The organism is Hymenobacter gelipurpurascens, from assembly GCF_900187375.1.
In the GTDB taxonomy this organism is placed as follows: Bacteria; Bacteroidota; Bacteroidia; order Cytophagales; family Hymenobacteraceae; genus Hymenobacter; species Hymenobacter gelipurpurascens.
The window spans coordinates 1,286,209-1,301,977 of record NZ_FYEW01000002.1 but is presented as its reverse complement, the minus strand read 5'-3'; the positions used below and the strand labels follow the sequence as shown (position 1 = coordinate 1,301,977).

The 15,769-nt window shown below is 58.0% G+C and carries 20 protein-coding genes; 10 read left to right on the top strand and 10 right to left on the bottom strand.

All coding sequences use genetic code 11. From position 1 onward, the window contains the following. Nucleotides 1-3 precede the first annotated feature (3 nt). The 4 genes from CFT68_RS17390 (at nucleotide 4) to CFT68_RS17375 (ending at nucleotide 2,787) form a co-directional block, all read left to right on the top strand. Nucleotides 4-273, top strand: coding sequence for a heavy metal-binding domain-containing protein (locus CFT68_RS17390; RefSeq protein ID WP_088844786.1), 270 nt, complete (start codon nucleotides 4-6; stop codon nucleotides 271-273). A 120-nt stretch (nucleotides 274-393) separates the two neighbouring features. After that, nucleotides 394-1,131 (top strand): class I SAM-dependent methyltransferase, encoded by a 738-nt coding sequence (locus CFT68_RS17385; protein WP_088844785.1) that lies wholly within the window; start codon nucleotides 394-396, stop codon nucleotides 1,129-1,131. A gap of 81 nt (nucleotides 1,132-1,212) precedes the next feature. After that, on the top strand, nucleotides 1,213-1,944 hold the full coding sequence (locus tag CFT68_RS17380) for a ZIP family metal transporter (protein ID WP_088844784.1): 732 nt from the start codon (nucleotides 1,213-1,215) through the stop codon (nucleotides 1,942-1,944). Nucleotides 1,945-2,028: 84 nt separating this feature from the next. Next, nucleotides 2,029-2,787 carry a DUF2625 domain-containing protein gene (locus CFT68_RS17375; RefSeq protein WP_212590431.1) on the top strand — a complete coding sequence of 253 codons (759 nt, stop codon included), beginning with the start codon at nucleotides 2,029-2,031 and terminating at the stop codon, nucleotides 2,785-2,787. Between the two features lie 95 nt (nucleotides 2,788-2,882). Here the strand turns inward: CFT68_RS17375 and CFT68_RS17370 are convergent, their stop codons facing one another. The 4 genes from CFT68_RS17370 to CFT68_RS17355 form a co-directional block, all read right to left on the bottom strand. Beyond that, complete coding sequence (locus tag CFT68_RS17370; RefSeq protein WP_088844783.1) at nucleotides 2,883-5,033, bottom strand: glycoside hydrolase family 97 protein; 2,151 nt, start codon at nucleotides 5,031-5,033, stop codon at nucleotides 2,883-2,885. Nucleotides 5,034-5,453: 420 nt separating this feature from the next. Next, the gene (locus tag CFT68_RS22350) at nucleotides 5,454-7,028 is read right to left on the bottom strand and encodes an OmpA family protein (RefSeq protein WP_088844782.1); all 1,575 of its coding nucleotides are present in this window, start codon (nucleotides 7,026-7,028) and stop codon (nucleotides 5,454-5,456) included. A 173-nt stretch (nucleotides 7,029-7,201) separates the two neighbouring features. Then, entirely contained in the window at nucleotides 7,202-7,534 is a 333-nt protein-coding gene (locus tag CFT68_RS17360; protein ID WP_088844781.1) for a chaperone modulator CbpM, read from the bottom strand. 163 nt (nucleotides 7,535-7,697) lie between these two features. Beyond that, nucleotides 7,698-8,624, bottom strand: coding sequence for a DnaJ C-terminal domain-containing protein (locus tag CFT68_RS17355; RefSeq protein ID WP_088845123.1), 927 nt, complete (start codon nucleotides 8,622-8,624; stop codon nucleotides 7,698-7,700). A 267-nt stretch (nucleotides 8,625-8,891) separates the two neighbouring features. Between CFT68_RS17355 and CFT68_RS17350 the strand changes: the two genes are divergently transcribed. Then, on the top strand, nucleotides 8,892-9,308 hold the full coding sequence (locus CFT68_RS17350; RefSeq protein WP_088844780.1) for a DUF6799 domain-containing protein: 417 nt from the start codon (nucleotides 8,892-8,894) through the stop codon (nucleotides 9,306-9,308). 131 nt (nucleotides 9,309-9,439) lie between these two features. On the opposite strand, the gene CFT68_RS17345 is transcribed toward CFT68_RS17350, so the two are convergent. The 4 genes from CFT68_RS17345 to CFT68_RS17330 form a co-directional block, all read right to left on the bottom strand. Next, nucleotides 9,440-9,709, bottom strand: a complete 270-nt coding sequence (locus CFT68_RS17345; protein ID WP_088844779.1) for a hypothetical protein — start codon at nucleotides 9,707-9,709, stop codon at nucleotides 9,440-9,442. 126 nt (nucleotides 9,710-9,835) lie between these two features. Next, a complete protein-coding gene (locus tag CFT68_RS17340; RefSeq protein ID WP_088844778.1) occupies nucleotides 9,836-10,033 on the bottom strand; it encodes a hypothetical protein in 198 nt (65 codons plus the stop codon). Nucleotides 10,034-10,078: 45 nt separating this feature from the next. Next, nucleotides 10,079-10,468, bottom strand: a complete 390-nt coding sequence (locus CFT68_RS17335) for a septal ring lytic transglycosylase RlpA family protein (RefSeq protein WP_088844777.1) — start codon at nucleotides 10,466-10,468, stop codon at nucleotides 10,079-10,081. 11 nt (nucleotides 10,469-10,479) lie between these two features. Beyond that, complete coding sequence (locus tag CFT68_RS17330; RefSeq protein ID WP_088844776.1) at nucleotides 10,480-11,316, bottom strand: glycoside hydrolase family 25 protein; 837 nt, start codon at nucleotides 11,314-11,316, stop codon at nucleotides 10,480-10,482. Nucleotides 11,317-11,429: 113 nt separating this feature from the next. Between CFT68_RS17330 and CFT68_RS17325 the strand changes: the two genes are divergently transcribed. Both CFT68_RS17325 and CFT68_RS17320 read left to right on the top strand, forming a co-directional pair. Then, the gene (locus tag CFT68_RS17325; protein ID WP_088844775.1) at nucleotides 11,430-11,702 is read left to right on the top strand and encodes a VF530 family protein; all 273 of its coding nucleotides are present in this window, start codon (nucleotides 11,430-11,432) and stop codon (nucleotides 11,700-11,702) included. Between the two features lie 250 nt (nucleotides 11,703-11,952). Beyond that, a complete protein-coding gene (locus tag CFT68_RS17320) occupies nucleotides 11,953-12,279 on the top strand; it encodes a hypothetical protein (protein WP_141106608.1) in 327 nt (108 codons plus the stop codon). A gap of 93 nt (nucleotides 12,280-12,372) precedes the next feature. On the opposite strand, the gene CFT68_RS17315 is transcribed toward CFT68_RS17320, so the two are convergent. Beyond that, a complete protein-coding gene (locus CFT68_RS17315; RefSeq protein WP_088844773.1) occupies nucleotides 12,373-12,753 on the bottom strand; it encodes an Hsp20/alpha crystallin family protein in 381 nt (126 codons plus the stop codon). A 237-nt stretch (nucleotides 12,754-12,990) separates the two neighbouring features. Between CFT68_RS17315 and CFT68_RS17310 the strand changes: the two genes are divergently transcribed. Further along, nucleotides 12,991-13,683, top strand: a complete 693-nt coding sequence (locus tag CFT68_RS17310) for an alpha/beta hydrolase (RefSeq protein ID WP_088844772.1) — start codon at nucleotides 12,991-12,993, stop codon at nucleotides 13,681-13,683. A gap of 62 nt (nucleotides 13,684-13,745) precedes the next feature. After that, the gene (locus CFT68_RS17305; RefSeq protein WP_088844771.1) at nucleotides 13,746-14,522 is read left to right on the top strand and encodes a PPK2 family polyphosphate kinase; all 777 of its coding nucleotides are present in this window, start codon (nucleotides 13,746-13,748) and stop codon (nucleotides 14,520-14,522) included. A gap of 6 nt (nucleotides 14,523-14,528) precedes the next feature. Here the strand turns inward: CFT68_RS17305 and CFT68_RS17300 are convergent, their stop codons facing one another. Beyond that, nucleotides 14,529-15,083, bottom strand: a complete 555-nt coding sequence (locus tag CFT68_RS17300; RefSeq protein WP_088844770.1) for a GNAT family N-acetyltransferase — start codon at nucleotides 15,081-15,083, stop codon at nucleotides 14,529-14,531. Between the two features lie 110 nt (nucleotides 15,084-15,193). Between CFT68_RS17300 and CFT68_RS17295 the strand changes: the two genes are divergently transcribed. Then, the gene (locus tag CFT68_RS17295) at nucleotides 15,194-15,628 is read left to right on the top strand and encodes a hypothetical protein (RefSeq protein ID WP_088844769.1); all 435 of its coding nucleotides are present in this window, start codon (nucleotides 15,194-15,196) and stop codon (nucleotides 15,626-15,628) included. The last annotated feature ends 141 nt before the right edge of the window (nucleotides 15,629-15,769 follow it).

The following is a 15,769-nucleotide window of genomic DNA, read 5'->3' as shown; positions in this document are numbered from 1 at the left end:
GCTATGCAAGGATTTTCCTGGAAAGCTCTGGCTACTGGCCTAGGCCTGGTAGTGACGGCCACGCTTGCCAGCTGCGAGCAAAAGACGGCTACGGAGCAGCAACCCGTTACGACGGAAACTGCGCCAGCCACTCCGGCAGTAACTGCGGCCTATATCTGTCCTATGGGCTGCGAAGGCAGTGCCAGCGATAAGCCGGGCACGTGCCCAGTCTGCCAAATGAAGCTGGAGCCAAACCCAGCTGCTAAAGCTGCCGCCGCTCCCGACTCCCTTTGATTTTACCAAACAGACGTCTATTTTTGCAACCCTGTTGCATGAGTAGGCGTCTGTCTGTTTCTGGGCTTTTTAGAAAAGGGCGTGCAAACGCCCTTTTTCGTTGTGTCTGTTTTATTGCTTATGCCCACCACTTCTCTCGAATGGTTTAGTACCTGGTTTGATTCGCCGTACTACCACTTGCTGTACCGCGACCGGAACTACGCAGAAGCACAGCGGTTTCTGGCGGCGCTGCTGCAGCGGCTACATCCTAAGCCCGAGGCCCGGCTCCTGGACCTGGCTTGCGGCAAGGGCCGGCACGCCATCTACCTCAGCCAGCAGGGCTATGACGTGACGGGCATCGATCTATCGCCCGAAAGCATTGCCCACGCCAGCGAGGCGGAGCATAGTCGGCTGCGCTTTCGGGTGCATGATATGCGTGAAGAGCTGCCCGGCGAGTTCGACTTCATTTTCAACCTGTTTACCAGCTTCGGCTATTTCAAGGAGGAAGCGGAAAATGTGGTGGCCCTTCGCCACGCGGCTGATGCCTTGAAGCCCGGCGGCAAAATGGTGATAGACTTCCTGAACACGGAGCGCACCATTCGGGAGCTGGTGGCCCACGAAACCAAGGAAGTAGCCGGTACCACGTTTCAGATCCACCGGCATCTGCAGCACGACTTCATCGTCAAGGATATCCGTTTCCAGAACCCGGCCGGGCAGGAGCAGCACTTCCAGGAGTGGGTACGCGCCCTGGACCGGGAGCGGTTCGAGGAGTACTTCCGGCTAGCTGGCTTACGGCTGGTGGAAGTGCTCGGCGATTATCAACTGAACCCTTTTGATGAGGCGACCAGTCCACGAATGATCTTCATCCTCAAAAAATAAGAATGAGTGTTCGGCTAGGCCTGTCGTAGTGGCCTAGGGCACGGCAACTCACCATTTCACCATCTCACAACTTCACCGCTCATGTGGTTTGCCGTTTTTGCGTTGTTCTGCACGGTGCTGGGAGCTGGCTGGCTCACCCGCCTGATGCCCACAGCCCGCACCACCTGGATGAAGCCGCTGCTGGCTTTTAGCGGCGCCTATCTCTTCACGCTTACCATTACGCACCTGCTGCCTGAGGCACTGGAGATGATGCCCGGTCACCGTATTGGCTACTTTGTACTGGCGGGCTTCTTTGGGCAGCTGGTGCTGGAGGTGTTCTCGCAGGGCGTGGAGCACGGCCATGTGCACCACCACACGGAGCACGCTGGCCGGGTACCGTTTCTGTTGCTGTTCTCGCTGGTGCTGCACTCGTTTCTGGAAGGCAGTATCTTGGTGAAAACCCCGGAGGCCGGCGATGTGAGCAACAACTTCTACGCTATTCTGGCGGGTGTGGCGTTGCACCACATTCCGGCGGCGTTTGCCCTGATGGCGGCACTCTTGCTACGGCTGGGCAGCTTCAACAAAGCGCTGCCGTATCTGGTACTGTTCGCGCTGGCCGGGCCGGCGGGTATCATCATGAGCAACTTCGTGGTGCTGGAAGATTTGCTACAGAACGGCCTCTACGCCTGCCTGCTAGGCCTAGTAGCCGGCAACTTCCTGCATGTTTCTACCACTATTCTCTTCGAAACCAGCCCCGACCACAGCCTCAACCTGCGCAAAGTAGTAGCCACCGTGGCTGGCTTGGCGCTGGCGCTGCTGGTGGATTTGGTGTAGGCTAGTATAGAGAGGTTTGGGGAGTATGTGCGCGCTTAATATTACGTTTAACTATCATTAGCTATAAACTCAATACGTATTCTCGTGCCAAGCAAATCGCATTCTGTTCATTGCCTTCGTTACTGCCTCAGCCTACTAATTCTATTACTGCCTGACTATGATTTGCTAGCACAGGTGCCAGCCACGCGGCCGCTATCTGAATTAGTTAATACACAAGAGCCAGGGTGGGAACTCGTGAGCCAATGGATTCGTGAGGCTAAGAACAAGGTACAAGTCTTACCAAAAACACCCGCTCGTGCCGATAGCACCTTGCTGGCTGCTCAAGTCACAACTCGGTCGCCCATGGGAGCTGTTATTTATGAGACGGGAGGGCTGCTGATTGAGGGTGGCTGGCTAAGGGTGCTGGGCTCTGGTAGCCCAAAGATGAACCGCACCCTTATGGGCTGGAACGAAGGCAAGCCCGCGGGCATGTTACTGGTTGCCGATGATGTATTAGGAGGGTTCTATGCCCTTAATGGCGGCGCATTTGGTCAGGAATCATGGGGCAAGGTTTTCTACTTCGCTCCTGATAATCTCCGTTGGGAAGCCACGAACAAATCGTATTCTGAGTTCCTGCTTTTTTGCTTTTCAGGCGACTTGCAGGCGTATTACCGCAACCTTCGCTGGAAAGGGTGGGAGCAGGAAATTAGCGCCTTAACTGGCAATCAAGGTTTGGCTTGTTATCCCTTCCTATTCACGAAAGAAGGGAAGAATGTGGGCAAGGATAAACGTGGTACGGTGCCAATTCAGGAACTGTGGACTTTTGGTCAGGATATGCAACAGCAGTTAGACGGTCCACTATGACTATTTCTTGGGTGTGATATTTATAAGCTTATCACGAAAAAGCGGCCCGCTCTACCAGAGCGGGCCGCTTTTATATAGGCCTAGGCCAGTAAAACTTACTGGCCGGCTTCCATAATGCTGATGGCGTAGCCACCGCCGGGGGCGCAGAGCTGCGAGAGTTTGGTTTTGTTGGTCACGGTCATCTTGCGGATAGCGTAGGCCTGGGGGTTCTTCTCGTAGTGGGCGTTTTTGCCGTCGGCGTAGATGGTGGCGGTGTACTTCTTGCCGGGGTCGAGGAAGCTGAAGTTGATCTTGGAGGTGCGGCCCTGCTCGTCGCAGGTGCTGCCCACGAACCAGTTGCTCTTGCCCTTGGCTTTGCGGGCAATGGTGATGTAGTCGCCGGGCTCGGCTTCCAGCACTTTCGAGTCGTCCCAGTCTACGGCTACGTCCTTGATGAACTGGAAGGCGTCGAGGTGCTTGTTGTAGGTTTCGGGCAGGTCGGCGGCCATTTGCAGGGGACTGTACATGGTCACGTAGAGGGCCAGTTGGCGCACCAGGGTGCTGTGCACGAAGGAGTTATTGCTGGGGTTGTAGGCGCTAACCTTGGTCTGGAAGATACCAGGCGTGTAGTCCATCGGGCCACCAATGAGGCGGGTGAAGGGCAGAATGGTGGTGTGGTCGGCGTTGTTGCCACCAAACGACTCATACTCGGTGCCGCGGGCGGCCTCGTTGCCGATCAGGTTGGGGAAGGTGCGGGCCAGGCCAGTCGGGCGCACGGCCTCGTGGCCGTTCACCATGATCTTGTGCTCGGCGGCTTTTTCCAACACGTACTGGTAGTGGTTGTTCACCCACTGGTCGTAGTGGTGGTGGCCTAGGGGCACGATGTCGCCCACGTAGCCGGTTTTCACGGCGTTGTAGCCGTACTTGTTCATGAACTGGAAGGCCGAATCCAGGTGGCGCTCATAGTTGCGCACCGAGCCTGAGGTTTCGTGGTGCATAATGATCTTCACGTTCTTGCTGGCGGCGTATTGCTGCAGCTCCTGCACGTTGAAGTCGGGGTAGGGGGTCACGAAGTCGAACACGTAATCCTTGTGCTTGCCGAACCAGTCTTCCCAACCCGTGTTCCAGCCTTCCACCAGCACCGCATCAAAGCCGTGCTTGGCGGCAAAGTCGATGTACTCCTTCACGTGAGCCGTGTTGGCGCCGTGGGTGCCGTTGGGCTTCACTTTGCTGTAGTCGATGGAGTCAAGCTTGATGTTCTCCTGATTGGTGTACGACCACGTGCTTTTGCCCGTAATCATCTCCCACCACACGCCCACATACTTCACGGGCTTAATCCAGGATACGTCTTTGAACTTGGTGGGCTCATTCAGGTTCAGCACCAGCTTCGATTCCAGAATATCACCGGCTTTATCGCTCACAATCACGGTGCGCCAGGGCGATACGGCAGGCGTCTGAATCAGGCCTTTGTCACCTACGGCATCGGGGGTGAGGTGCGAGGTCAGCACGAAGTTTTTGTCGTCGAGCTCCAGGTGCATAGCGGAGTAGTCGATGAGAGCGGCCTCATGGATGTTGATGTAGAGGCCGTCCTTGCTCTTGAGCATGAGCGGCGTTTGCACACCCGTAGCGGAGAAGGGCGTTTGCGAAGCGTTCGGCGTAGTAGCTTCCTTCATCAGCCCACGCACCTGCGAGAGGTTGCTCGTCACGGTGCTGTACTCCTGAGTATCGTAGTCGCCGGGCAGCCAGAACGCTTTATGGTCGCCGGCCAGCGCAAACTCCGACTTCTCTTCCTGAATGGTGAAATAGTCGAGCTTGGCCTGGCGCGGGAACTCGTAGCGGAAGCCCAGGCCATCGTTGAACACCCGGAAGTGCACAATCATGGTGCGGCTGGTGGCGGCCTGCGTGAGCGTCACGGCCAGCTCGTTGTAGTTGTTGCGGATGTTCTTGGTTTCGCCCCACACCGGCTGCCAGGTTTCATCGAAGGTGCTCTGCTTGGAGCCCGCCACGGTGAAGCCGCTGGTCAGAGCCTCGACCTTTTTCAGCTCCAGGCCTAGCTTGCTGGTTTTGATGACGGGCCGCCCTTTGTACGTCAGGCTGTAGGTCGGCACACCATTGGCCTGCAAGGTGAAGTCCAGCGTCAGTTGCTTGTTCGGCGACTTAATTTCCTCAGCGTTGGCTAGGCCACTGATGAGGCAGGCGCCCAGCAGAAGCGCATATTGGCCCAGGCTCCGGAAGGAGAGTGGCCTAGAAGCGGATAGAATATTCATGGGTGGGAAAAGAAGGTGGCGCGTTGAAACAAAGTAAGGCTTCTTCCGGCAAGTCAGCGAAAGAAAGCGAAGGCAAGTTCACTTCTTTGCCGGGAACCTGCTACCGCGCCGTTGCCGGGTTCCTGTGCGCTATTGACCAGCTAGGCCAGTTTGGGTGGGGTCGGCAAGGTAATGCAGAGTCTAGAGTGGCCTAGAGCACACTTAAGACCGTCATGCTGAGCTTGCCGAAGCATCTCTACCGCTTCGTTGATTCCCGCTAGGCCAGTATAATTAGCCAGAGGGAGAGATGCTTCGGCTCCGCTCAGCATGACGGTCTTTTTGCTGGCTGATTCTTTGTTATTCGGAAACCCACAAACAAAAAAAGCGGCCCGCTCAAGTGAGCGGGCCGCTTTTAGGAGTGGCCTAGGCCTGTCGCAGGAATTACTTCCGGCGCGGGGCAGCCTTTTTCACGGGTGCCTTTTTGGCGGGAGCTGGAGCGGCTTTCACCGGAGCAGCTGGAATTTCCGGAGCGGGACCGTACTTGGTTTCAGCGGGGTTCGGGTCGCCGGGCAGGTACACATCGAACTCTACGCGGCGGTTGAGGGCGCGGCCAGCATCGGTGTCGTTGGTAGCAATGGGCTTGCTCTCGCCGTAGCCGTGTGACACGATGCGGTTCTCAGGGATACCCTTGCGGAGCATGTAAGCGCGGGCCGAAGCAGCACGCTCATCCGAGAGACGCAGGTTGTAGGCGTCATCACCCTTGCTGTCGGCGTGGGCCGAGATGCCGAGGAAGTAGTCTGGGTAGTCGTTCAGGATCTGCACCAGCGCATCGAGGGTCGGGAACGAAATCGGCTTCAGGGTAGCCTTGTTGAACTCGAACTGGATGTACTTGGTAGCTTCCTGCAGACGCTTCTTCTCTTCCACCTTCATTTCTGGGCAGCCTTTGTTCGAGGCGGGGCCTGGGCGGTTGGGGCAGCGGTCCTGGTAATCCGGAACGCCGTCGCCGTCGGTGTCAATGGGGCAGCCGTTGGCGTCTACTTTGGTTCCGCCGGGGGTGTCGGGGCACTTGTCGTTCTGGTCGATTACACCGTCATTATCCGCGTCGGGGCAGCCTTGGAGTTCGGCTTTGCCGGGGGTGTCGGGGCACTTGTCGTCGCCATCGCGCACACCATCACCGTCGCGGTCGGGGCAGCCTTCGAGGGTAGCCAAGCCAGCCTCGGTGGGGCACTTATCCTGGTAATCCGGAACACCGTCCTTGTCGCCGTCAAGTGGGCAACCGTTCATGTCAACAGCTACGCCAGCAGGCGTGCCGGGGCACTTGTCTTTACGGTCCGAAACGCCGTCGTTGTCTTCGTCCTTGGCTTTACCCAGGTTTACGTTCAAGCCTACGGTGTGCTGCAGGAACCGGTCGTCGATTTTGTTATCGTCGCGGTTAGTCTCGCCGTCGATGTTGGCGCCCAGCGGGAAGTGCTGGCCAGTCTGCACGAACAGGCTGGCGGCATCGCCTAGGCGGAAGCTCAGACCCGCGGCCCCGAACAGATCGAAGTAGTTCTTGTCTTCGTCAGTAGAGCGAACCTGGTTGTTGCGGTTCAGGGTGCCTTCACGGCTGATGTAGGTCAGGCCGGGAGCCGCCAGCAGGTATGGCCGAATGAACGACTCTTCCTTAAACAGCTTGAATTTCAGGCCCAGGTTTACGTTCACCACGTTGGTAGCGAAATTGCTGCCGAAATAAGGCGCGCTATTCGGGGTGTTCTTCTTGAACTCTACGTAGTTACCGCTCAGCTGCAGATCCAGACCATCGGTCAGGTAGCGGCTGAAGGTGATACCGGGCGCGTACTTGTTTTCGCTCCAGTCCCAGTAGTCGGAACCGAAACTGCCTTTGTACTGCATGGCGCTAACGTTCAGGCCAATGGCGGTTTTGCGGTCCGAGGTCTGTGCGTGAGAAGCCTGCGGAGCCAAAGCCCAAGCTGTTAGCCCCAGCGCTAGCGCTTTGGAGAGGGGAATGCGTGGAAGCATATGATGAGGAAAAAGGTGGCAGAAAAAAGTCTGCAAGGCAGACAGGCCCTTTATACCCTCGTTGTCTAGAAAAGTTGTACTTCTCATATCCAACCCCGTCTCCGGATACTGCTATACCCTACAAAATCAGGCTCATTCCTGTAAGCTCAACCGTAGGCTGAAGCAAAAGAGGCCTAGCGCAAGTCAATATCCTGCAGGGGCGAGCTGCCGCGTAGAAACAGTTCCAGCTGCCGCACACGGGCTCGTTGCAGCTGCAGTTCCTGCTGGAGCAGCACGAGGCGCTGGCGCATATCCAGCACCACTTCCAGGCTGTCTTTGCTCAGGCCCAGCTCGTGGTGCAGGCGAGCCAGGCGGGCCACGTGGTCGGGCTCTTCCAGCAGGGCATCAGGCGTATCGGCGGCGGGCTGCAACAGGCCTAGCTCCACAAACTCCCGCACATCGGCCTCACTCAGGCCATAGCGGGTAGCGCAATCGTGGAAGGTGATGGTGATGATATGCGTTTCCATAAGCTGTTTTCAAGAATAAGGAAGGGCAGGAGAGTGGTTTGCAGGTGGCCTAGCGGCGCTTGTCATTCTGAGCACATGGCCATTCTGGGAGCTGCCTAACTGGCCTATAGCGGCTCCGTAGCCCAGTTTAAACCCTGGGCTAGTGAACGACTGGCCTACGGGGCTACAACTCCGGCCGCAGAGCGGCGAGCTGGCGAAACAGCTCCTTTTCGGGATCTGTCAGGTGCTGGGGCAGCGTCAGGGTCAGGCGCAGGTACAGGTCGCCGAACTGGCCGGCGTGGCGGTACACCGGGAAGCCCTTACCCCGCAGGCGCAGACGGGTGCCGTTCTGGGTTTCGGGCTTGATGTTGATTTTCACGGGGCCCGAGAGTGTTTCCACAATCTGCTCGCCACCCAGCAAGGCTTTATAAATGCTCACGGGCACATCCATCGTCAGGTCGTGGCCACTGAGGGTGTAGCGCGCATCGGGCCGGATGCGGATAGTGATGTAGAGCGAGCCGCTGGGCCCGCCGTTGCGGCCCGGCGCTCCTTGGTCGCGGAGCCGGATGGTCTGCCCGTCTTCCACCCCCGGATGAATGTTGATGCGCAGCTTTTTGTCGTTGACGGTGAGGGTGCGCGGGCCGCCCTCATAGGCATCTTCCAGCGTCAATTCCAGCTCGGCCTGGTAGTCCTGGCCGGCGCGGGCCCGGGCGCTGCCACCCTGCCCACCACCGCCGCCAAACATGGAGCTGAAGAAATCAGAGAAATCAGCCCCGCCGAATGGGTCGCCGCCCTGGCCTCCGAAGCCGGCTCCGCCACCTTGGGCATACTGCGACCAATCGAAACCGCCGCCTCCGGCACCGCGGCCGGCACCGGCCTGCTCATAGCGCTTCCAATCGGCCCCTAGCTGGTCGTATTTCTTGCGCTTCTCTTCGTCGCTGAGTACCTCATTGGCCTCGTTCACCTCCTTAAATTTCCGCTCCGACTCGGCATCGTTGGGGTTTACATCGGGGTGGTATTTGCGAGCCAACTTTCGGTATTGCTTCCGGATTTGCTCCTTCGTGGCGTTCTTATCGAGCTCGAGAATCTTATAGTAGTCTTTGTATTCCACGTTGTTGAACAAAAAGTAGAATGAACGGGCGTTACCTCCGCGGTGGCCTGCCTACTGGCTCCCTAATTCGTGTTGGGCGAGCCTATTGGCCAAAACTGTACTCAGGGTAAGGAAAGGGCAACTACAACATTTTGAAACGAACTCGGGCCACTTAGGGTTGCTTGCCGAAATGACGGCGGAATTTTGGTCCGTGGTTTGTACTTTAGGTGCCTTGAACTCTTCGCTCCCCTCGTTTTCCCTCACCCATTCCCCCAATTCCCCCAGATTATGAAGTTGTACGCTATTTTGGCCATGGCCGGGCTAGTAGGAGCCAGCGCGTTGAGCGCCCAGGCCCAGACGAAATTACCACCGCGCAAACCCGTGCAGCCCCGCGGAAAAGTGGTTATCAAAGGTGAAACCATGAAAGACGGTTTCATGATGAAGGAAGGCAAAGTAATGATGACGCGCGATGCGCACACCGATGCCCTGACTTCGGAAACCACTCTCGTGAACGGCACCAAAGTAAAAGCTGATGGCACCGTGACCATGGCCGACGGCACAACCGCCATGCTGAAAGAAGGCGACTACATGTCCCTGACCGGGCGCATGACCACGGCCGCCTACAAAGCGCAGCAAGACAGTCTCTTGCAGGTCGCCAAAGAAGGTGGCAAAGGCAAAATGAAAATGAAGAAAAAAGGGAAGTAGGCCTAGCTGCTTAAGGCTCAAGGTGCTCCCTTGTAGCAGTAACAGGAAACCCGTTTTGGTGCTCACCAAAACGGGTTTTTACTTTCTAAGTAAACCAGCAACCAAGCTATACCATGCTGGGTACTCCGCTGCTACTGCACCGGCCTGGCAGGAATCGGAACCGGAAGCGACGAAGGACGACTGGAACGGCGGAATTTCCGGTTGAACGCAGTGGTGTCTTTGATAGCGTAGGTGCCTTTCGCGGCTGGCGCTTTACTGACAGTGCCTTTCCCGGCTGATGTGCTGGCTTGTTTGGTGGGCGGCGTTTTCGGCTTAGAACCAGGAGTGGTTTGGGCCTGAGCCGCCAGGGAAAGGCCGCCCAGCGCTCCGGCGGCTATAAGGCACAAAAGATGCTTTTTCATGATAACCGGCCGATTAGTAGTATGTCAAGATAAGCATACTACACGCAAACCGCCAGAAGCGCGGGCATACTCCCGCAACTGGTAGCTGACTTGTTGTGTACTCTGCCGCTAGGCCACTGCTAGGCGTTAGCGGCGCTGGGTGTAGTCTTCCAGAATAAGCTGCACCTCGGCTTCGTCGCGGGCCTCTACCAGCTCATCAATTACAAACTGCACTTCGGCCTCAGACCAGCCTTGCTCCTCGGCGGCTTTCACGAAGGCGCCCAGACGCACAAAACGGTCGGAGCTGGCGGGGATGGTCCACTGGATTTTTTTGCGGATGCGCATATAGCTAAGAATGAGGAAATTAAACGAAGTAAGAGTGGCCTAGCCTTACTTGTGGCCCACCACTTTCAGCTCCACCGGAGCTACGCCGGCATCTACAATTCCAATCTTGCGCGCCGCTTTCTTGGAAAGGTCAATGACGCGGCCTTTGGCGTGCGGGCCCCGGTCCGTAACGGTGACCTTCACGGAGCGGTTGTTGCGCGGATTCGTGACGCGTACTACCGTGCCAAACGGCAGCGTGTTGTGGGCTGCGGTGAGCTTATTGGGGCGGTAGGTGGTGCCGCTGGCTGTTTCGCGGCCGTTAAATTTATCGGCGTAAAAAGAAGCTTTGCCTGACTGTGTGAAGGTACCCGAGCTACTCGCGCAGCCCGCCAACAGGCCTAGGCCTGTTGCCAGCACAAACGAGTGAGAAAGCCGAAGCCAGAATGAAACGCGCATAGGCCTAGAGGTTATTTAGGAGTGGGCACCGCGCTTTTTTCCGGAATGCGCAGCGCCAAAAGTCGTTGAAAATTGCCCTGAAACACGTTGAAATCGACGGTGCCGCGAATGCCGGGGATGTAGGCCTCATCGGAGTGTTGCCAGATAATCCATTTTTCGCGGGGCAGTTTGGGCTGGTCTACCTCGTAGTGCGCCAGCCACAGCGGGTACTTATCAAAGTGGCCGGCCAGATAGCGGCGGTAGAAGCTGTAGTTAGAATACAAAATGGGCCGCACGCCATAGTGGCGCTCCACTAGCCGCAGCCAGGTAGCAATGCCGCGGCGCATCTGCAGCACATCATGAAACTCGGGGTGCTCTACATCCAGCACGGGGGGCAGGTCGCCGGGCTGCAGCGGTACGGTGCGCGTAAACAGGTTGGCCTGTTGGGCGCCATCGTAGTTGGGCTGGAAGTAATGATAAGCCCCGCGGTACACGCCGGCGGCCCGGGCCTGCTCCCAGTTGCGGCGGAAGCGCGGGTCGCGTAGCGTAACGCCTTCGCAAGCCTTAATGAACGCAAACCGCACCTGATGCTCAGCTACTCTAGGCCAGTTGATTTGGCCCTGATACGCCGATACATCAATGCCGTGCACCGAGTAGCCGGCCAGCAGCGGCGTCTTCTCCAGGCCAGTCAGGTGTTGGCTGCGCCAAGTGGCGTACGCGCGCCGAGCATAGCGGTTCACTTGCCGGGAGTAGCGCCCATAAAACACAGCACTGCCTACCACCAAGGCCAGCAAAGCCAGCAGAAGCGGCCGGCGCCAGGCAGTTGCGCGGCGACGTGGGGTAGGTGGACGAGAGACTTTCGTGGGCATCGGCATCCCAAAGGTAACGTGCCCGCTCACTCTTCTCGTGTCCTCTGCCGCCAAAGAAGCGGATGGAATCGGTCTTTTCCCGACCTTCGTAGGCCACTCACTCTCTTGCCGCCATGCCCGAAGCCCAAAACTCTGCCGATGCCCGCGACGAATCTGGTCACCTGATCCGGGAGCTGCACGGCATCAAGCTGGCCCAGATTCTGGAGTATCTGGTAGGCCACTACGGCTGGCCGGAACTGGACCGCCGCATCCGCATCAACTGCTTCGCCGTGGACCCCAGCATCAAATCCAGCCTTACTTTCCTGCGCCGTACGCCCTGGGCCCGCGCCAAAGTGGAGGAGCTCTACATCCAGACCCGCACGGCCGAGGTGCTTGGGAAAAGGTGAATTTGTGAGGTGGTGAAATGGTGAGTTGACCATTCTACTGGCCTAGACCACCCGTTTGTCATTGCGAGGAAGAACAACGAAGCACCCTAAGGATAGCGCAGCCAATCTTTCCTTATCGTTGCACGGAATTGTGGTTCACTGAACAGCCTTTACTCCTGTAATGGATATGGGCGGCTTATCAGTTGGCCACGCGCGCCTCCCCAATGGCCAACTCACCACTTACATTTTACCTTTCACAACTTCACTTTCCATGGCTGAAATCACCAAGAAAACGGGTCCTTTGGCATTGCTGGTGGGGTTTGGCTTGTTTCTGCTGTTTGAGATAGTGGCCTACCAGGTACTGAAGCTGGCTACCTCGGGGCTGGGCATCCAGGATCAAATGCAGCCCGAGAATACGATTGTGAGCAACTGGGTGAAAACGGTGGTATTTCTGCTGCTGCACCTGGCCCTGGATGTGGTGGCCGTGCTGGTACTCAGCAACCGGATGCCCCGCCGCCACCGCGGGCAGCTCATGGGCTGGTTTTATCTGTCCCTGCTAACGGGGTTTCTGTTACTGTGGCCGCTGTTCAACCAGTAACCACCGCGCATGAAAAAGCCACTGCGGCTAGCAGTGGCTGGTGAAACCATGAGGTCGGTCGGTCCCGACGTTATAGAGCAGCGGCTGAGTGGCCTAGCGCTGCTTAATAGTGATTTCGCGTTGCTGAGCAGGGTCACGGAACGGAATGCGCACCTGCAGCTCCTGGCCTTCAAACACCGCATCTACCCGGCTCGCGTCGAGGTTGGCCGTGAGCTTCAGCTGGTGGCTGAACAGCGGTGCCGACAACTCGTCTTCGGGCGTGTGGCGGAAGTCGGCGTACACCGTCAGGCGGTTGTTGTTGAGAAGCACGTGGAAGTTATCGGGGCTGACCGAAGGCAGCGCCACACGTACCACGATTCCTTTCTCCTGCTGGTCCACGCGCATCACTGCCTGCGCAATACCGCCGCCCAACGTGTTGAGCAAGTCTAACTGCGGAGCAATGTTGTGAATGAAGTCCTTGCTGATAAGATTCATGGTTGGGTTCCTTTCTAAGGTTATGCCGGACTAAATGCAAACCCTGTACCAACCTGGTTCTAGGCCACTATGCGGGGAGTTGCAGACACAATGGCCGTTATTATAGCCATTCCGGTTGTTTTCAGGACATTGTGTCTGAAATAAGGGGCGTATAGGCCACTCTTCGGGCCATCTTTGGCTGGCTGCGCCGCTTTTTGGGAGGTTGCGTATAGGGAAAGGGTACCATCCTTTCTGCCTATGCAACTGCAGCACTTTACTACTACCCGCACCGCCCGCTACATCAGCCTGGGCGAGCCGGGACCTGGAATTCAGCACATCTGGATTTGCCTGCATGGCCGCGAGCAAAACCTGCTGGACTTTGCCAGTCAGCTCGTTAACCTCGACACGCCCGAACGCCTGCTTATTCTGCCCGAAGGCCTTTCGCGCTACGCCCTGCCGGCCCTCGAAACCACGCCGGAAGCCGCTGCCACCGTAGCCAGCTGGTTTGCCCCCGAATCGGTGCAGGTTGATCTGGCCGATCTGACCACGTATCTCGATGGCCTCTCGGCCCAGGTATTAGCGGCTTGCCCGCCACACACACCCGTTACGGTGCTGGGCTACGGGCACGGTGCGGCCGCGGCGTGCCGCTGGCTGGCGCACGGCCGCACGCCTTACGAACGGCTGATTCTCTACGCCTCCATCTTCCCGGCCGAAATAGACCGCCAGGCTGTGCTGGCCTCCTTGCCCAAACAGCCCGTCACGGTCGTGACCACAACTATTGACAGCTTCACGCCGGAAGTAGCCGGCGAGGGCCTGGTGCAGGACTTGCAGGCGGCCGGTCTGCCAGCGCAGTTGCGCTACGTATCGGAAGGAGGGCTTACGCTCGCGGCATTAGGGGCTGCCTCGGAAGCACCGGCCGAGCCATCGGCTGCCCGGCCTGCTACCAGCTAAGCCACATACAATATGCCCGCAAAGGCTGTGGGCTCTGGTTTGTTCCCTTTTATCTTTCACCTATGTCTTCTGCCACGTCTTCCTCCCTCAACCTGACCAAGCTTCCTACGCGGGCTCCACGTGGTATGCAGAAAGAGCACATTGCAGCGGAGCTGAAACGCCTGCGTCAGGAGCTGGCGGAACTACAGAACTGTTTCTACGCCGAAAACCGCCACAGCCTGCTCATCATTCTGCAAGGCATGGATGCCAGCGGGAAAGACGGCCTCATTCGGCGGGTGTTCAGTGGTATCAATCCGCAGGGTGTACAGGTGCATGCCTTCAAGGAGCCTACCGATGAGGAACTGGCCCACGATTTTCTGTGGCGCATTCATCAGCACACGCCCCGCCGTGGCATGATCCAGATTTTTAACCGCTCTCACTACGAGGATGTGCTGATTACGCGGGTACTAGGCCTGGTAAATGCTGAGGAAGCCCGTCGTCGCTTTTCGGCCATCAATGCCTTCGAGAAGCTGCTGCAGCAGTCGGGAACTACGGTGCTGAAGTTCTACCTTCACGTCTCGCAGGAAGAGCAGCTGGAGCGCCTCACGGAGCGCGTGACGGACCCCAGCAAGCACTGGAAATACGAGGCCGGCGACGAGCAAAAGGCCAAGCAGTGGCCGCAATATCAGGCCGTGTATGAAGACGTATTTGAGCACTGCAACCCTGCCAGCTGCCCGTGGCACATTGTGCCGGCCGACCAGAACTGGTACAAGGCCTACGTAGTAGCGCTAGCCCTGCGCGATGCACTCCTGAAACTCGACTCCAAATACCCGGAGCACAAAGCCGACCGCCCCAAATAGAGCCGCCTACTGAGCGGGCGCAGCCGGTTCTACGGGGCGCCCAAAGTGCAGATACCCTTCAATATCCAGGTCGTTGGCTTCGAAGCCATTCTGTACCAAGATTTTCTGAGAGGCTACGTTTTCGGGAGTAGTGCGGGCCACCAGCTGGTGCACCATACCGGTTTGGGCCGCGTGCGCCACCAGGCCGGCTGCCAGCTCGCTGCCCAGGCCCCGGCCCTGCCAGTCTTCGGCAATGGAAAAGCCAATTTCGGCGGTGCCATCGGGGCTGGGTGGGCCATGGAAGCCGCCCGTGCCAATGAGCGTATTGGTCTCTACCTCGGCGCCGGCGCGCAAAATAGCATACCAGGCGTACCAGCCGGCGGCATCGCGGCCACCGGCCGTAAGCTTTTCCAGGAAGTAGCGCATTGCCTCTTCATCATACTCACCGGGGGGCCAGTGGAGGGGCATGGCTGCACCTAGCAGCATCGGGAAGTAGTGCGGCTTGTCTAGCTCGGCAATAAGTAGGGCGCGGCTGGCGGCCAGCAGCGTGAGGCGGGGGGTAAAGGCAATCAGCGGAATCATACGGCAGGAATATACGGGAGTTGGCCCCGAAAGTGGTAAACAACGGCCCCTACGGCCCTGTTCCGGTGTACGAATCTCTACCTTTAGGGCGAATCCCTCTGCCTTACCTCATGCCTGACCCCGCCCCCGATTACCTGACCATCACGTATCGCCCCGATTTGGATGTGCTGGTAGGCCGCTGGATGCGCCCGGTAACCCTGCCCGAAATGCAGGCGGGTTACGACCTGATGCTGGAAGCTGCTGTAGAGCATAAGTGCCAATACTGGCTGCTGGATGTGCGTCGGCGCATCAACACCGACGGCCAAGGGGCCCACTGGATGATGACCGAGTTTCTACCAGCGGTGGGCGTGCGCCTGGGGGGGCGTACCTACCTGGCCTACCTGCTGGCTCCGCTGCTCCTGCGCGACCAAAGCGCCGATGCTGCCTTTCCTACTCCTGAATCTATGGCGGATAAGCCTTTCATGGGCCTGCGGTTCACGGATGAGCGGGAAGCCATTGAGTGGCTTTTGGAGGGGCGCCGGAATAGGCTGGCCGGGGTGGCCTAGGCCAGTACTTCACGAAAAACTCAGAACCTGGCCGGACCTTTGCGGCGAGTAGTTCGTTATACTTACCCCCAACGGACCCCAATGGCTCCGTTTGCGGTCCGATGATTCTTCCGACGCTGTGCCGGTGAGCGGGCCCCTGGG

What these genes read in the sequence shown, in the direction of transcription:
- CFT68_RS17340 (WP_088844778.1), bottom strand. Translation starts at nt 10,033, where the DNA reads ATGCGCATCCGCAAAAAAATCCAGTGGACCATCCCCGCCAGCTCCGAC.
- CFT68_RS17330 (WP_088844776.1), bottom strand. Translation starts at nt 11,316, where the DNA reads ATGCCCACGAAAGTCTCTCGTCCACCTACCCCACGTCGCCGCGCAACT.
- CFT68_RS17335 (WP_088844777.1), bottom strand. Translation starts at nt 10,468, where the DNA reads ATGCGCGTTTCATTCTGGCTTCGGCTTTCTCACTCGTTTGTGCTGGCA.
- CFT68_RS17350 (WP_088844780.1), top strand. Translation starts at nt 8,892, where the DNA reads ATGAAGTTGTACGCTATTTTGGCCATGGCCGGGCTAGTAGGAGCCAGC.
- CFT68_RS17370 (WP_088844783.1), bottom strand. Translation starts at nt 5,033, where the DNA reads ATGAATATTCTATCCGCTTCTAGGCCACTCTCCTTCCGGAGCCTGGGC.
- CFT68_RS22350 (WP_088844782.1), bottom strand. Translation starts at nt 7,028, where the DNA reads ATGCTTCCACGCATTCCCCTCTCCAAAGCGCTAGCGCTGGGGCTAACA.
- CFT68_RS17325 (WP_088844775.1), top strand. Translation starts at nt 11,430, where the DNA reads ATGCCCGAAGCCCAAAACTCTGCCGATGCCCGCGACGAATCTGGTCAC.
- CFT68_RS17385 (WP_088844785.1), top strand. Translation starts at nt 394, where the DNA reads ATGCCCACCACTTCTCTCGAATGGTTTAGTACCTGGTTTGATTCGCCG.
- CFT68_RS17360 (WP_088844781.1), bottom strand. Translation starts at nt 7,534, where the DNA reads ATGGAAACGCATATCATCACCATCACCTTCCACGATTGCGCTACCCGC.
- CFT68_RS17345 (WP_088844779.1), bottom strand. Translation starts at nt 9,709, where the DNA reads ATGAAAAAGCATCTTTTGTGCCTTATAGCCGCCGGAGCGCTGGGCGGC.
- CFT68_RS17295 (WP_088844769.1), top strand. Translation starts at nt 15,194, where the DNA reads ATGCCTGACCCCGCCCCCGATTACCTGACCATCACGTATCGCCCCGAT.
- CFT68_RS17320 (WP_141106608.1), top strand. Translation starts at nt 11,953, where the DNA reads ATGGCTGAAATCACCAAGAAAACGGGTCCTTTGGCATTGCTGGTGGGG.
- CFT68_RS17305 (WP_088844771.1), top strand. Translation starts at nt 13,746, where the DNA reads ATGTCTTCTGCCACGTCTTCCTCCCTCAACCTGACCAAGCTTCCTACG.
- CFT68_RS17310 (WP_088844772.1), top strand. Translation starts at nt 12,991, where the DNA reads ATGCAACTGCAGCACTTTACTACTACCCGCACCGCCCGCTACATCAGC.
- CFT68_RS17380 (WP_088844784.1), top strand. Translation starts at nt 1,213, where the DNA reads ATGTGGTTTGCCGTTTTTGCGTTGTTCTGCACGGTGCTGGGAGCTGGC.
- CFT68_RS17315 (WP_088844773.1), bottom strand. Translation starts at nt 12,753, where the DNA reads ATGAATCTTATCAGCAAGGACTTCATTCACAACATTGCTCCGCAGTTA.
- CFT68_RS17390 (WP_088844786.1), top strand. Translation starts at nt 4, where the DNA reads ATGCAAGGATTTTCCTGGAAAGCTCTGGCTACTGGCCTAGGCCTGGTA.
- CFT68_RS17300 (WP_088844770.1), bottom strand. Translation starts at nt 15,083, where the DNA reads ATGATTCCGCTGATTGCCTTTACCCCCCGCCTCACGCTGCTGGCCGCC.